15 protein-coding genes are annotated in these 13142 nt (G+C 70.9%); 10 read left to right on the top strand and 5 right to left on the bottom strand.

Annotated features, from left to right (window positions below; translation table 11 throughout):
• The first annotated feature begins 150 nt into the window (after positions 1–150).
• On the top strand, positions 151–609 hold the full coding sequence (locus AB0D74_RS32605) for an Lrp/AsnC family transcriptional regulator (protein ID WP_362594978.1): 459 nt from the start codon (positions 151–153) through the stop codon (positions 607–609).
• Between the two features lie 7 nt (positions 610–616).
• On the opposite strand, the gene AB0D74_RS32600 is transcribed toward AB0D74_RS32605, so the two are convergent.
• Positions 617–1300, bottom strand: a complete 684-nt coding sequence (locus tag AB0D74_RS32600) for a PH domain-containing protein (RefSeq protein WP_362594975.1) — start codon at positions 1298–1300, stop codon at positions 617–619.
• Positions 1301–1537: 237 nt separating this feature from the next.
• On the opposite strand from AB0D74_RS32600, the gene deoC reads away from it, so the two are divergent.
• Genes deoC through AB0D74_RS32585 form a run of 3 tightly spaced genes read left to right on the top strand, consistent with a single transcriptional unit; the run spans position 1538 to position 4828 of the window.
• Positions 1538–2491, top strand: coding sequence for a deoxyribose-phosphate aldolase (gene deoC / locus AB0D74_RS32595; protein ID WP_362595171.1), 954 nt, complete (start codon positions 1538–1540; stop codon positions 2489–2491).
• Positions 2492–2511: 20 nt separating this feature from the next.
• Positions 2512–3948: an aldehyde dehydrogenase family protein gene (locus AB0D74_RS32590; RefSeq protein ID WP_362594973.1), complete on the top strand. Its 1437-nt coding sequence runs from the start codon at positions 2512–2514 to the stop codon at positions 3946–3948.
• A complete protein-coding gene (locus tag AB0D74_RS32585) occupies positions 3941–4828 on the top strand; it encodes an aldehyde dehydrogenase family protein (RefSeq protein ID WP_362594971.1) in 888 nt (295 codons plus the stop codon). The genes AB0D74_RS32590 and AB0D74_RS32585 overlap by 8 nt, the downstream gene beginning before the upstream one ends.
• Positions 4829–4934: 106 nt before the next feature.
• On the opposite strand, the gene AB0D74_RS32580 is transcribed toward AB0D74_RS32585, so the two are convergent.
• Positions 4935–5330 (bottom strand): hypothetical protein, encoded by a 396-nt coding sequence (locus tag AB0D74_RS32580; RefSeq protein ID WP_362594969.1) that lies wholly within the window; start codon positions 5328–5330, stop codon positions 4935–4937.
• Positions 5331–5457: 127 nt separating this feature from the next.
• Between AB0D74_RS32580 and AB0D74_RS32575 the strand changes: the two genes are divergently transcribed.
• Positions 5458–6099 (top strand): uridine kinase, encoded by a 642-nt coding sequence (locus tag AB0D74_RS32575; RefSeq protein ID WP_362594967.1) that lies wholly within the window; start codon positions 5458–5460, stop codon positions 6097–6099.
• A gap of 231 nt (positions 6100–6330) precedes the next feature.
• On the opposite strand, the gene AB0D74_RS32570 is transcribed toward AB0D74_RS32575, so the two are convergent.
• On the bottom strand, positions 6331–7068 hold the full coding sequence (locus AB0D74_RS32570) for a SigE family RNA polymerase sigma factor (RefSeq protein WP_362594965.1): 738 nt from the start codon (positions 7066–7068) through the stop codon (positions 6331–6333).
• A gap of 253 nt (positions 7069–7321) precedes the next feature.
• On the opposite strand from AB0D74_RS32570, the gene afsQ1 reads away from it, so the two are divergent.
• The 5 genes from afsQ1 (at position 7322) to AB0D74_RS32545 (ending at position 11288) form a co-directional block, all read left to right on the top strand.
• Positions 7322–7999, top strand: coding sequence for a two-component system response regulator AfsQ1 (afsQ1, locus tag AB0D74_RS32565; RefSeq protein WP_177232965.1), 678 nt, complete (start codon positions 7322–7324; stop codon positions 7997–7999).
• Positions 7996–9615, top strand: a complete 1620-nt coding sequence (locus AB0D74_RS32560; protein ID WP_362594963.1) for a HAMP domain-containing sensor histidine kinase — start codon at positions 7996–7998, stop codon at positions 9613–9615. Before afsQ1 ends, AB0D74_RS32560 begins: the two co-directional genes overlap by 4 nt.
• Entirely contained in the window at positions 9615–10217 is a 603-nt protein-coding gene (locus tag AB0D74_RS32555; protein ID WP_362594961.1) for a hypothetical protein, read from the top strand. The genes AB0D74_RS32560 and AB0D74_RS32555 overlap by 1 nt, the downstream gene beginning before the upstream one ends.
• Positions 10218–10440: 223 nt before the next feature.
• Entirely contained in the window at positions 10441–10992 is a 552-nt protein-coding gene (locus tag AB0D74_RS32550) for a VanZ family protein (RefSeq protein WP_362594959.1), read from the top strand.
• 95 nt (positions 10993–11087) lie between these two features.
• Complete coding sequence (locus tag AB0D74_RS32545) at positions 11088–11288, top strand: PspC domain-containing protein (RefSeq protein WP_181805292.1); 201 nt, start codon at positions 11088–11090, stop codon at positions 11286–11288.
• 81 nt (positions 11289–11369) lie between these two features.
• On the opposite strand, the gene AB0D74_RS32540 is transcribed toward AB0D74_RS32545, so the two are convergent.
• Together AB0D74_RS32540 and AB0D74_RS32535 are read right to left on the bottom strand one after the other, a co-directional pair.
• A complete protein-coding gene (locus tag AB0D74_RS32540) occupies positions 11370–11723 on the bottom strand; it encodes an ATP-binding protein (RefSeq protein ID WP_362594956.1) in 354 nt (117 codons plus the stop codon).
• A 151-nt stretch (positions 11724–11874) separates the two neighbouring features.
• Complete coding sequence (locus tag AB0D74_RS32535; RefSeq protein ID WP_362594954.1) at positions 11875–13032, bottom strand: adenosine deaminase; 1158 nt, start codon at positions 13030–13032, stop codon at positions 11875–11877.
• Positions 13033–13142: the final 110 nt, after the last annotated feature.

Here is a 13142-nt window from a genome sequence, read left to right as displayed (position 1 = left end):
CCCGGGACCCCGGCGAGGAGGCGGGAGCCGGAGGGGGAGCCGGAGCGGGACGAGGGGGATCGCCCGCGGCGACCGAAACCGTACGCATGCTGAAATTTTAGGCGGATTGTCGCCACATATGGTTTCCAATAATTCTCGTACGATGCCAACGTGAGCAATGAAATAAAGCTCGACGCCGTCGATCGAGACATTTTGTTTCACCTGCGCCGGGACGGTCGCCTGAGCAACGTCGAGCTGGCCAAGCGGGTCGGCCTCACCCCGCCGCCGTGCCTGCGCCGCCTGAAGCGGCTGGAGGACGCCGGGGTCATCGCCGGCTACCGCGCCGTCATCAATCCGGAGGCCCTGGGCCGGGGCCTGGAGGTCATGATCGACATCGAGGTCTCCGCCAACGACCTGAAGACCATCGAGACCCTGGAGGAGACCCTCTCCTCGTACGAGGAGGTCGTCGAGTTCCGCCGGATGTACGGCCGCCCCGACTACTTCCTCCGCGTCGCCGTCGCCGACGACGCCGCGTACAACACCTTCATCACCGGCAAACTCACCGGCCTCCCCGGCATCCTGCGCGTCGAGTCCCACCTGACCATGAAGAAGATCAAGACCGAGGACTGACACGGGGTCACCACACAGCCAGCAGGATCCCCAGCAGCACCGCTCCCGCCACCGCCGGCGCGGCCACCTCGTACGCCCACCGCACCGTGATCTCGCCCTGTGCCGACTCGGCCGGTCCCCTGCTCTCCAGCAGCTCGCGCAGGTCGTCCATGACCTTGTCGGTGTCCGCACGCGTCGGCTCGTTCGTGTGTTCGGACCCGCCCAGCCCCCCGGAGCTCCCGAAGCCGCCGAACCCGCCGAAGCCACCGAGCCCGCGCCGGGCGGTTCCGGCCCCCGTCCCTCCGCGCCGCACGTCAGCCTCCGCCTTCGCCCGCTGCCGTGCCGCCTTCTTGCGGCCTCGCAGGGACACCGGGATCGCCCACAGCTGGTACTTCGCGCCGGACTTGACGACCACCTCGTTCGAGTAGCCGGACCGCAGGGCGGCGATCTCCCCCCACGGCAGCGTGATCACCCGGAACGGGTTCCGTACGCGCAGCCGGTCCTCGCCCGCGAACACCGCGGGACGCAGGGTGAAGGCCACGATCAGCGGCACGACGAGGATGAGCGCGGCGAGCGCGAGCCAGGGGGTGTGGCCGTGCCCCCGGAGCAGCGCGTCGATGCCGAGCCAGCCGACGATGACGAGGAGGAGTACGCCGCCGATCAGCGCCTGGGGCGATCGGTAGATGCGGTCCTTGACGAGGGGCGTGGTCATGTCGCCGATTGTGCCTCAGGCGTGCGCCCGGGTGCCGTGGGGTGTGCGTCCGGGTGCCGTGGGGTGTGCGTCCGGGCGCCGTGGGGTGTGCGCCCGGTGCGCGGGTGCGACTCGCGGGTGGTTGCTCGCGCAGTTCCCCGCACCCCTTCCAGGGGCGTAGTCTCACCGCCTCCGAAGAAGAACCGTTCCCTCGGGGTGTACAGCCGCTACGCGCGTAGATATGCTCGGCTGGTGACCATGCCCACCACCGCACCCCACGCACTTGCTGACGTCACCGCGTCCGACAGCACGCTGCGCCGCTTCCTTCACGGGCTGCCCGGCGTCGACGCGGTCGGCCTGGAGGCGCGCGCCGCCTCGCTCGGCACCCGTTCCATCAAGACCACCGCGAAGGCGTACGCCATCGACCTCGCCATCTCGATGGTCGACCTGACGACGCTGGAAGGCGCGGACACCCCGGGCAAGGTCCGGGCGCTCGGCGCCAAGGCGGTCCACCCGGACCCGACGGACCGTACGACCCCCGCCACGGCGGCCGTCTGCGTCTACCCCGACATGGTGGCCACCGCGAAGGAGGCCGTCGCCGGCTCGTCCGTCAAGGTCGCCTCCGTCGCCACCGCCTTCCCGGCCGGCCGCGCCGCGCTCGGCGTGAAGCTCGCCGACGTGCGCGACGCCGTGAGCGCCGGTGCCGACGAGATCGACATGGTCATCGACCGCGGGGCCTTCCTCGCGGGGAACTACCGCAAGGTGTACGACGAGATCACCGCCGTACGCGAAGCCTGCGGGACGGCGGCCCGGCTGAAGGTCATCTTCGAGACCGGCGAGCTGTCGACGTACGACAACATCCGCCGGGCCTCCTGGCTGGGCATGCTCGCGGGCGCCGACTTCATCAAGACGTCGACCGGCAAGGTCGCGGTGAACGCCACCCCGGCAAACACCCTGCTCATGCTGGAGGCCGTGCGCGACTTCCGGGCGCAGACCGGTGTCCAGGTGGGCGTGAAACCCGCCGGCGGGATCCGGACCAGCAAGGACGCGATCAAGTTCCTCGTTCTCGTCAACGAGACGGCCGGTGCGGACTGGCTGGACAACCACTGGTTCCGGTTCGGCGCCTCCTCGCTCCTGAACGACCTGCTGATGCAGCGTCAGAAGCTGGCCACCGGCCGCTACTCCGGCCCCGACTACGTGACGGTGGACTGAACACCATGGCCAAGGAAAAGATGACCACCGCATTCGAGTACGCGCCGGCGCCCGAGTCCCGCTCCGTCGTCGACATCGCGCCCTCCTACGGCCTCTTCATCGACGGCGAGTTCACCGACGCCGCCGACGGCAAGGTCTTCAAGACGGTCAGCCCGTCGACCGAGGAGGTCCTCTCCGAGGTCGCCCAGGCCGGCGAGGCGGACGTCGACCGTGCCGTCAAGGCCGCCCGCAAGGCCTTCGAGAAGTGGTCGGCGCTGCCGGGCTCCGAGCGGGCGAAGTACCTGTTCCGCATCGCCCGGATCATCCAGGAGCGCAGCCGTGAGCTCGCCGTCCTGGAGACCCTGGACAACGGCAAGCCGATCAAGGAGACCCGCGACGCGGACCTCCCCCTGGTCGCCGCGCACTTCTTCTACTACGCGGGCTGGGCCGACAAGCTCGACCACGCCGGCTACGGCGCGGACCCGCGCCCCCTCGGGGTCGCCGGCCAGGTCATCCCCTGGAACTTCCCCCTCCTGATGCTGGCCTGGAAGATCGCCCCGGCGCTGGCGACGGGCAACACCGTCGTACTCAAGCCGGCGGAGACCACCCCCCTGTCGGCGTTGTTCTTCGCAGACATCTGCCGCCAGGCGGGCCTGCCCAAGGGCGTCGTCAACATCCTCCCCGGCTACGGCGACGCGGGCGCCGCGCTCGTCGCCCACCCGGACGTGAACAAGGTCGCCTTCACCGGCTCGACGGCCGTCGGCAAGGAGATCGCGCGCACGGTCGCCGGCACCCGCAAGAAGGTCACCCTGGAGCTGGGCGGCAAGGGCGCCAACATCGTCTTCGACGACGCCCCCATCGACCAGGCCGTCGAGGGCATCGTCACCGGCATCTTCTTCAACCAGGGCCAGGTCTGCTGCGCGGGCTCCCGGCTCCTCGTCCAGGAGTCGATCCACGACGAGCTGCTGGAATCGTTGAAGCGCCGTCTGTCGACGCTGCGTCTCGGCGACCCGCTGGACAAGAACACCGACATCGGCGCGATCAACTCCGCCGAGCAGCTGGCCCGGATCACCGCGCTCGCCGACCAGGGCGCCGCGGAGGGCGCCGAGCGCTGGTCCCCGGCCTGCGAACTCCCCTCCGCCGGCTACTGGTTCGCCCCGACGCTCTTCACGAACGTCACCCAGGCGCACACGATCGCGCGGGACGAGATCTTCGGTCCGGTCCTGTCCGTCCTCACCTTCCGCACCCCGGACGAGGCCGTCGCCAAGGCCAACAACACCCAGTACGGCCTCTCGGCCGGCATCTGGACCGAGAAGGGGTCGCGGATCCTGGCCGTCGCGAACAAGCTGCGTGCCGGCGTCGTCTGGTCCAACACCTTCAACAAGTTCGACCCGACCTCGCCGTTCGGCGGTTACAAGGAGTCGGGCTTCGGCCGCGAGGGCGGTCGCCACGGCCTGGAGGCATACCTCGATGTCTGATCGCCTGTCTGTCTTCAAGACCTACAAGCTGTACGTCGGCGGGAAGTTCCCGCGTTCCGAGAGCGGCCGGGTGTACGAGGTGACCGACTCCAAGGGCAACTGGCTGGCCAACGCACCGCAGTCCAGCCGCAAGGACGCCCGGGACGCGGTCGTCGCCGCCCGCAAGGCGTTCGGCGGCTGGGCGGGCGCCACCGCCTACAACCGGGGCCAGGTCCTCTACCGCGTCGCGGAGATGCTGGAGGGCCGCCGGGACCAGTTCGTGCGCGAGGTCGCCGACGCGGAGGGCCTCGGCAAGTCCAAGGCCGCCGCGGTGGTGGACGCGACGATCGACCGCTGGGTCTGGTACGCCGGCTGGACCGACAAGATCGCCCAGGTGGTGGGCGGCGGCAACCCGGTCGCGGGCCCCTTCTTCAACCTCTCGACGCCCGAGCCGACGGGCGTGGTGGCGGTCGTCGCCCCCCAGGAGTCGTCGTTCCTGGGCCTGGTGTCGGTGCTCGCCCCGGTGATCGCGACCGGCAACACGGCGGTCGTCGTAGCGAGCGAGAAGTCCCCGCTCCCCGCCCTCTCCCTCGCCGAGGTCCTCGCCACCTCCGACGTCCCGGGCGGAGTCGTCAACGTCCTCTCCGGCCGTACCGCGGAGATCGCCGCCCCCCTCGCCGCCCACCAGGACGTCAACGCGATCGACCTCGCGGGCGCGGACGAGGTGCTGGCGAAGGAGCTGGAGATCGCGGCGGCCGACAACCTCAAGCGCGTGCTGCGTCCACAGGCTGTGGACGACTGGACGGCCGCACCGGGGACGGACCGCCTGACGGCCTTCCTGGAGACGAAGACGGTGTGGCACCCGACGGGGTCGCTGGGAGCGTCCGGCTCTTCGTACTGAGGTGCGTCGAAGCGCCCCGTCAGGGGCGCTGGGGGTACCCCCGGCCGAAGGCTGGGGGAGGAACTGCGCGACCAGCCACAACCGGACCCGCAGTTCCCCACCGCGCTCAGCCCCCCAGGAGCTTCCCCACCACCGGAAGCGACCCGATCGACGGGGCCTGCGCCACCGGTCCCGTCACCATCTTCGACGTCAGCGGCTTGAAGTCGGCGAGCTGGGTCCCCACCCCGTTGTCCAGCGGGTCGACGCTCGTGCCCGCGAGGGGGTTGGGCTTCAGGGCCGCCACCGACCCCGTGACGTACGGCAGCATGGCGCCCAGCGCCCGCACGCCCGACTGCGGGTCGACGTGGCCGAGCGAGGTGGGGCTGGTCCGGACCGCGTCCACGGCGGGCCGGGCGTCGGCGGCGGCCGTCGCGGCGCCCGCGCCGAGCGCCACGCCTGCCGTGGCAAGGGCGGTCAGGGCGCGCCGGGCGGTCGGGGTCGGGGAGGACGCGTGTCGGGACATCGCTGGTGCCGCCTTCTGGTACGCAGGGTAATCGTGACGGAGCACAGGGTAGTTGAGGTGTGACTCACGCTCCAAAGCCGACCCGCGGGGTCGGCAGGAGGCCCCCCATGCGTCAAACTGGTGTTCCGTGAGCATTCATCCTCCGTCCCCCGCCCGCGTCGTGCTGCTGTGCGGCCCCTCCGGCTCGGGCAAGTCACTGGTCGCCGCCCGTTCCGGGCTCCCCGTCCTGCGCCTCGACGACTTCTACAAAGAGGGCGACGACCCGACTCTGCCGCTGGTGGCGGGGAGTTCGGACATCGACTGGGACCACCCGGAGTCCTGGGACGCGGAGGTCGCGGTCGAGGCGATCGGCCGGCTGTGCGCCACGGGCGCCGCGCCGATACCGGTATATGACATAGCGCTGAGCGCCCGCACCGGCGCCGAGACGCTGGACATCGGCCGTACCCCGCTGTTCATCGCCGAGGGCATCTTCGCCGCCGAGATCGTGGAACGCTGCCGCGAACTAGGCCTGCTGGCCGACGCGCTCTGCCTGAGCCGGGGCCCGGTGAAGACGTTCCGGCGCCGGTTCCTGCGCGATCTCAAGGAGGGCCGCAAGTCGGTGCCGTTCCTGCTGCGGCGCGGCTGGCGGCTGATGCGGGCGGAGCGCACGATCGTGAGCCGTCAGGTGGCGCTGGGCGCGTATCCGTGCGACCGGGACGAGGCTCTGGGCCGCATGGCCGCGGCAGCGGTGGGCCGGCAGAACCGGGACCGGACGCAGGCCACGGCGTAAGGCAGGGAGAGCGCAGAAAAAGCGGGACTGGATGGACCCCCCGGCCCTCCAGTCCCGCTTTCCCCCGTTGCTCCGCCGAACACCCCCGTGTCCCCCGTGGCGGAGCTTCCCCCGTGCTTCCCCCCGGATCCCCCCGGATCCGTTTTCCCCCGTGCCCCCGTGTTCCCCGTGGGTCCCCCCGGACCCTCCCCCGGTTCTCCCCCGTCAGGATCCCCCCGGATCCCGTTACCTTCAGGCGACGAGCTCCCCGAAGGCGTCTTCCTCGTCACGGCCGAAGCTGAGGACCTCGTCCTCGCGCAGCCGGCGGAGCGACCGCCAGATGCTGGACTTCACCGTGCCGACACTGATGTCGAGGATCTCCGCGATCTCCGGGTCCGTGCGGCCCTCGTAGTAGCGCAGGACCAGCATGGTGCGCTGGAGCTCGGGGAGCCGGGCGAGCGCCTGCCACAGGACGGCGCGCAGCTCGGTGCCGCTCATCGCGTCCGTGTCACCGGGCGTCTCCGGCAGTTCCTCGGTCGGGTACTCGTTGAGCTTGCGGCGCCGCCAGGCGCTGATGTGCAGGTTGGTCATGGTGCGGCGCAGGTAGCCGCCCACGGCCGCCTTGTCGCTGATCCGGTCCCACGCCTTGTACGTCGAGAACAGCGCGCTCTGCAGCAGGTCCTCGGCCTCGTAGCGGTCGCCGGTCAGGTGGTAGGCGGTCGCGTACAGGGAGGCGCGGCGCTCCTGGACGTAGGCGGTGAACTCCGCCTCGGTCAGCGAGCGACGCTCCCCCGTGTCCTCCCTGTAGGCGGATCCCCCGTGCGTTTCCCCCGTGCGACTGTCAACCACCGACATGTAGCCGGTGTGCTGACGCCCGGTGCCGCGAGCGCACCCCCGCCCGCTCACGGCACCGGACTTCTCGGAACCCCGGTTCACGTCGTGCAGACGCGTGATCACTGCGCTGGTGCTGTGACCGATCAGCGTGTTCATCTCGCGCCCCCCGTCGTGGACTTCCGGTAGTTCGGCTTGCCCAGGCCGCTCGCCGCGTTCACTCGCTTGCCTGTGCCGAAAAGACTGCCGGGCCACCTTCACGGCCGTATCCGCCGACTGTCACAGACCTGTCACAGGGGTCCGGCACACAGCGTCCACAGGAGGTGCACAGGTTGTGGCGCTACGGAGGTTTGCGGGGTGCTACAAGCCGCACAGGTCGTACGACGGGCCCTGCATGGGCCAGAATGAGCCCGTGCCTTCCCTGTTGCTGATCGAGGACGACGACGCCATCCGTACGGCCCTGGAGCTCTCTCTGACGCGCCAGGGGCACCGGGTGGCCACCGCTGCGACCGGTGAGGACGGTCTGAAGCTGTTGCGTGAGCAGCGGCCCGATCTGATCGTCCTCGATGTCATGCTGCCCGGCATCGACGGTTTCGAGGTGTGCCGGCGGATCCGGCGCACGGACCAGCTGCCGATCATTCTGCTGACCGCGCGCAGCGATGACATCGATGTGGTGGTCGGGCTGGAGTCCGGGGCCGACGACTATGTCGTCAAGCCGGTCCAGGGGCGGGTGCTCGACGCCCGGATCCGGGCCGTGCTGCGGCGCGGGGAGCGGGAGTCCACCGACTCGGCGACCTTCGGCAACGTCGTCATCGACCGCAGCGCGATGACCGTGACGAAGAACGGCGAGGATCTGCAGCTGACACCGACCGAGCTGCGGCTGCTGCTCGAACTGAGCCGGCGGCCTGGGCAGGCGCTGTCCCGGCAGCAACTGCTGCGGCTGGTCTGGGAACACGACTACCTCGGTGACTCCCGGCTGGTGGACGCCTGTGTGCAGCGGCTGCGCGCCAAGGTCGAGGACGTGCCCTCGTCCCCGACCCTGATCCGTACCGTGCGTGGTGTCGGCTACCGCCTGGACGCCCCTCAGTGACGGACCGGCAAGAGGGTTTCCGCGGCTGGGCCTCGGATCGCAAGGGAGCGGTGTCCCGGCTGCGTTTCACCAGTCTGCGGCTGCGGCTCGTCGTCGTCTTCGGGCTGGTCGCGCTGACCGCCGCCGTGTCCGCGTCCGGCATCGCGTACTGGCTCAACCGCGAGGCCGTGCTCACCCGTACCCAGGACGCGGTGCTGCGCGACTTCCAGCAGGAGATGCAGAACCGGGCCGGAGCGCTGCCCGTGCATCCGTCGCAGGACGAACTGCAGCGCACGGCCGGGCAGATGGCGAGCAGCAGCCAGCGGTTCAGCGTGCTGCTGGTCGGCCAGGACGGCAACGGCAAGACGGTGTACGGCAGTTCGGACGGGCTCAGCGCGTTCGCGCTGGACGACGTGCCGACCTCGCTGCGCAAGGCCGTGGACAAGCAGCAGAAGGTGAGCGAGTCCAACAAGTCGGCGTACCACCTGTACTGGCAGCGGGTCGTCGACCACGGCACGCCGTATCTCGTCGCCGGGACGCGGCTGATCGGCGGCGGGCCGACCGGCTACATGATGAAGTCCCTGGAGCCGGAGGCGAAGGACCTCAACTCGCTGGCCTGGTCGCTGGGGATCGCGACCGGGCTCGCTCTGATCGGTTCGGCGCTGCTGGCGCAGGCCGCCGCCACGACCGTGCTGAAGCCGGTGCACCGGCTCGGGGTCGCCGCGCGGCGGCTCGGCGAGGGCAAGCTGGACACCCGGCTGCGGGTGTCGGGCACGGACGAACTCGCCGATCTCTCCCGGACGTTCAACGACGCGGCCGAGGCGCTGGAGAAGCGGGTCGACGACATGGCCGCGCGGGACGACGCGTCCCGGCGGTTCGTCGCCGACATGAGCCACGAGCTGCGCACCCCGCTCACCGCGATCACCGCCGTGACGGAGATCCTGGAGGAGGAGCTGGAGGCCGAGTCCGGGTCGATGGACCCGATGATCGAGCCCGCCGTCCGGCTGGTCGTCAGCGAGACGCGCCGCCTCAACGACCTCGTCGAGAACCTGATGGAGGTCACCCGCTTCGACGCCGGTACGGCCCGTCTCGTCCTCGACGACGTCGACATCGCCGACCAGATCACCGCCTGCATCGACGCCCGCGCCTGGCTGGACGCGGTGGACCTGGACGCCGAGCGCGGCATCCACGCCCGCCTCGACCCGCGCCGCCTCGACGTCATCCTCGCCAACCTGATCGGCAACGCGCTCAAGCACGGCGGGTCGCCGGTGCGGGTGTCGGTGCGCATCGAGGGCGACGACCTGGTCGTCGCCGTACGGGACCACGGTCCGGGCATCCCGGAGGACGTGCTGCCGCACGTCTTCGACCGGTTCTACAAGGCCAGCGCGTCCCGGCCGCGCTCCGAGGGCAGCGGCCTGGGCCTGTCCATCGCGACGGAGAACGCCCGCATCCACGGCGGCTCGATCACCGCCGCGAACTCCCCCGAGGGCGGTGCGGTGTTCACGCTCCGGCTGCCCCGGGACGCCTCGCGGCTGACGGAGGACGGCAAGGACGCGGAGGGTGCCGGGGGCACCGGCGGCACCGGGGCCGCAGCGGAAGCCGGGGATGCCGGAGACGCCGGGGAGAGGGGCGCCTGATGCACGTACGAAGACTCCTGGCCGTTGCCGGTCTGGCGCTGGCGCTCTCCGGGTGCGGGATCCGGGCCACCGAGGTGCCGACCGATTTCGGCGGGGCGCCCTCGCGGGTGCCGTGCTCGATGACCCAGCCGGACCTGTCCACGCAGGACGAGCACGGGGTGCCGGTGCAGGTGTTCCTGCTGTGCGGTTCGTCGCTGGTGACCGTGGACCGCCAGGTGCGGGTCCCGGACGGTTCGGTGGACGCCAGACGGCGGGTGATCGTCGCCCAGGGGCTGCTCGACCAGCTCGCCGAGACGCCGTCGGCCGCCGAGAAGGAGGCCGGCTACACGACGTACGTGCGGGGCGGGATGAGCGTCGGGGGGCCGCGGGCCGGGGATCCCGACGACACGCTGCGGCTGAGCACGTCGCCGCCGCAGCTGACGTCGTACGCGCTCGCCCAGATCGTGTGCACGCTGTCCGACTCGGCCGCCGCGGAGGGGGACGGGTCGGTGATCCTGGGCGGTCCGGGGACGGAGCCGTTGCGGCGGTACGAGTGCACGGACGCCGTGCGGAATGCGCCGAGTGGGAATCGGCCGCCGTCCACCGAGGTGGCCTCCCAGTGAGGGGCGTTTGGGCGCCTCCTGGGGTGCCGGGACAGGTCGCACTGCGGGTGCGGGCCGGTGGGACCTTGTCGCGCAGTTCCCCGCGCCCCTGACGGGGCGCCCCCTGACAGGGCGCCTCCCTGACGGGGCGTCCCCCGGAAGGGGCGCGTCCTCGGGGGCGTGTGGTCGAGGCCTCACTCCCCTATCCGGAACCGATCGTGTGCGCGGGCGCGTCTACGGGGGCGTGCAGCGTCAAGGCTCCATCGGCGGCAGCGCCGCGATCCGCGTCCGTGTGGCAGGGGGTGTCCTCCTTGTCGCACATCTCGTGTTCGTCGCCTGGCTGATGCTTCGGCCGCTGGACGTGCCCTGGGTGATGCCGGCCAACCTGCACCCCCTCGCGGGCATCCGCGCCGACCTGGCGCTCGGCGGGCGCGAGGCCGCGCACCGGATCGGTGAGGGGCTCGCGCTGCTCGCGCCGCTGGGCGTGCTGCTGCCGATGACGCACGGGAAGCTGCGGGTCTCCCCGCTCGCCTCGCTGACCAGTTCGGCCGCCGCGGGCGCGCTGATCTCGACGGGCATAGCCCTGCTGCAGACCGGGGTGCCCGGCCGGGTGGTGGACGTCGACTCGATACTCCTCAACACGGCCGGCGTCGTGATCGCGCATCTCGCGGTGGTGCCCGCGGCACGCGCCCGGCTCCGCCGGCGGGGTGAGCGGCGGCGGCCCGCGGCCCTCCCCCAGGAGGAAGCGGCTCAGGGTCGTACCCCGACGATTCCCAGGGTCGGGATCGCCCCGTAGAGCGACGCTTCGACCCGGTTCGTCTCCGTACCGTTGAGGGCAGACGGGGGGCCGGAAGGGCCGCCCCGCACCGGACGCTCACGAAGGAGCCGCAGATGTCCAGCCTCGCCCGCCCCACCCACGGCCGCATGATCGGCGGAGTGTGCGCCGCGCTGGCCCGGCGCTTCGGCACCTCCGCGACCACGATGCGGGTGATCTTCCTGCTCTCCTGCCTGCTGCCGGGTCCGCAGTTCCTGCTCTACATAGCGCTGTGGATCCTCCTCCCCTCGGAGGAGAAGGCCTCCACCGCCTGGTGACCATGCGGTACGACCATGCCGTTGGGGCGCCCCGGAGGTTCCGGGGCGCCCCAACGGCATCGCCGATCGGCCGGGGAGAGGTCAGCCGAGCGGAATCCCGTTCACCGGCAGGCCGTGCGTGGGCAGGCCCTGGACCGGCAGGCCGCCGAGGAGGCCGGCGACGGGCTTGGTCGGGCCGCCGGCGAGGACCTGCTTGACGGCCGGCTGGACCGCGGTCAGTCCGGCACCGAGGGCGCTCTGCCCCTGCGCCACGGCCTCACCGGCACCCGGCAGCGCCTTGGAGACGTTCTCGGCCGGCAGCGTCTTGGTGACGGTGTCCAGGGCCTGGGGGGAGTCCGGGACGGCCGGGGCCGCGTTGGCCGCGCCCGCGCCGACGGCGGCGAAGGCGGCACCGAGGGCGGCGACACCGAGGGTCTTGGCAGCAGACTGCTTCATCGTCAATGCGTCCTTGCAATGCGGAGACGGGGATAAACAACACGCTGAGCGGTCCACGACCGTAAACATGCCGGGCCGTCCGCCGCAAACACCGAAATACGGACGGCCGGTGAAGACGCGTCCGCATTCCGTGCCCCGCCGAGGCGTCGAATCAGCCCTCCGGATCAGCAGAACCGCTGGTGGAGGCGGTCTGTCGGAACATCCATTCGGATTTCAGCTCTGCATAACCGGGCTTGACGACGTCATTGATCATGGCGAGTCGTTCATCGAAAGGAATGAACGCTGATTTCATCGCATTGACGGAGAACCACTGCATGTCGTCGAGCGTGTAACCGAACGCCTCGACGAGATGCTCGAATTCCCGGCTCATGCTGGTCCCGGACATCAGCCGGTTGTCGGTGTTCACGGTGGCCCGGAAGTGGAGCCGGCGCAGCAGCCCGATCGGGTGCCCGGTGTAGGAGTCGGCGGCGCCGGTCTGGAGGTTGGAGCTGGGGCACAGCTCCAGCGGGATCCGCTTGTCGCGGACGTAGGAGGCGAGCCGGCCGAGCTTGACCGTGCCGTCCTCGTGGACCTGGATGTCGTCGATGATCCGCACCCCGTGCCCGAGCCGGTCGGCGCCGCACCATTGCAACGCCTGCCAGATGGACGGCAGCCCGAAGGCCTCGCCGGCATGGATGGTGAAGTGGTTGTTCTCGCGCTTGAGGTACTCGAAGGCGTCCAGGTGCCGGGTGGGCGGGTAGCCGGCCTCGGCGCCCGCGATGTCGAAGCCGACGACGCCCAGGTCCCGGTAGCGGTTGGCGAGCTCGGCGATCTCCAGGGAGCGGGCCGCGTGCCGCATGGCGGTGAGCAGGGCGCCGACCCGGATCCGCCGGCCGTCCTCCCGGGCGAGCGCCTCACCCTGCCGGAACCCCTCGTTGACCGCCTCGACGACCTCCTCCAGGGTCAGCCCCTGCTCCAGGTGCTGCTCGGGGGCGTACCGCACCTCGGCGTAGACGACGCCGTCCTCGGCGAGGTCCTCGGCGCACTCGCGGGCGACCCGGACGAGGGCGTCCCGGGTCTGCATGACGCCGACGGTGTGCGAGAACGTCTCCAGGTACCGCTCCAGCGAACCGGAGTCGGCGGCCTCGCGGAACCAGATGCCGAGCTTGTCCGGGTCGGTCTCGGGGAGGCCGGCGTACCCGGTCTCCCGGGCGAGGTCGGCGACGGTGCCCGGACGCAGGCCGCCGTCGAGGTGGTCGTGCAGCAGAACCTTCGGCGCCCGGCGGATCTGCTCCGGCGTCGGGGTGTTCGCGGTGCTCTGGCTCGTCATTTCCGCACTGTAACTCCTACGCGCGTAGATCGCTCGGTACTCGAAGATTTCCGTTTCCGTCGATACGCAATGGTGACCGCACGGACGGGTCGGGTACACCACCTCTTCTG

The sequence above is a fragment of the Streptomyces sp. NPDC048278 genome (assembly GCF_040652195.1).
Taxonomy (GTDB): Bacteria; Actinomycetota; Actinomycetes; order Streptomycetales; family Streptomycetaceae; genus Streptomyces.
The sequence above is the reverse complement of the archived record's forward strand: the minus strand, read 5'-3'. Positions and strand labels throughout refer to the sequence as shown.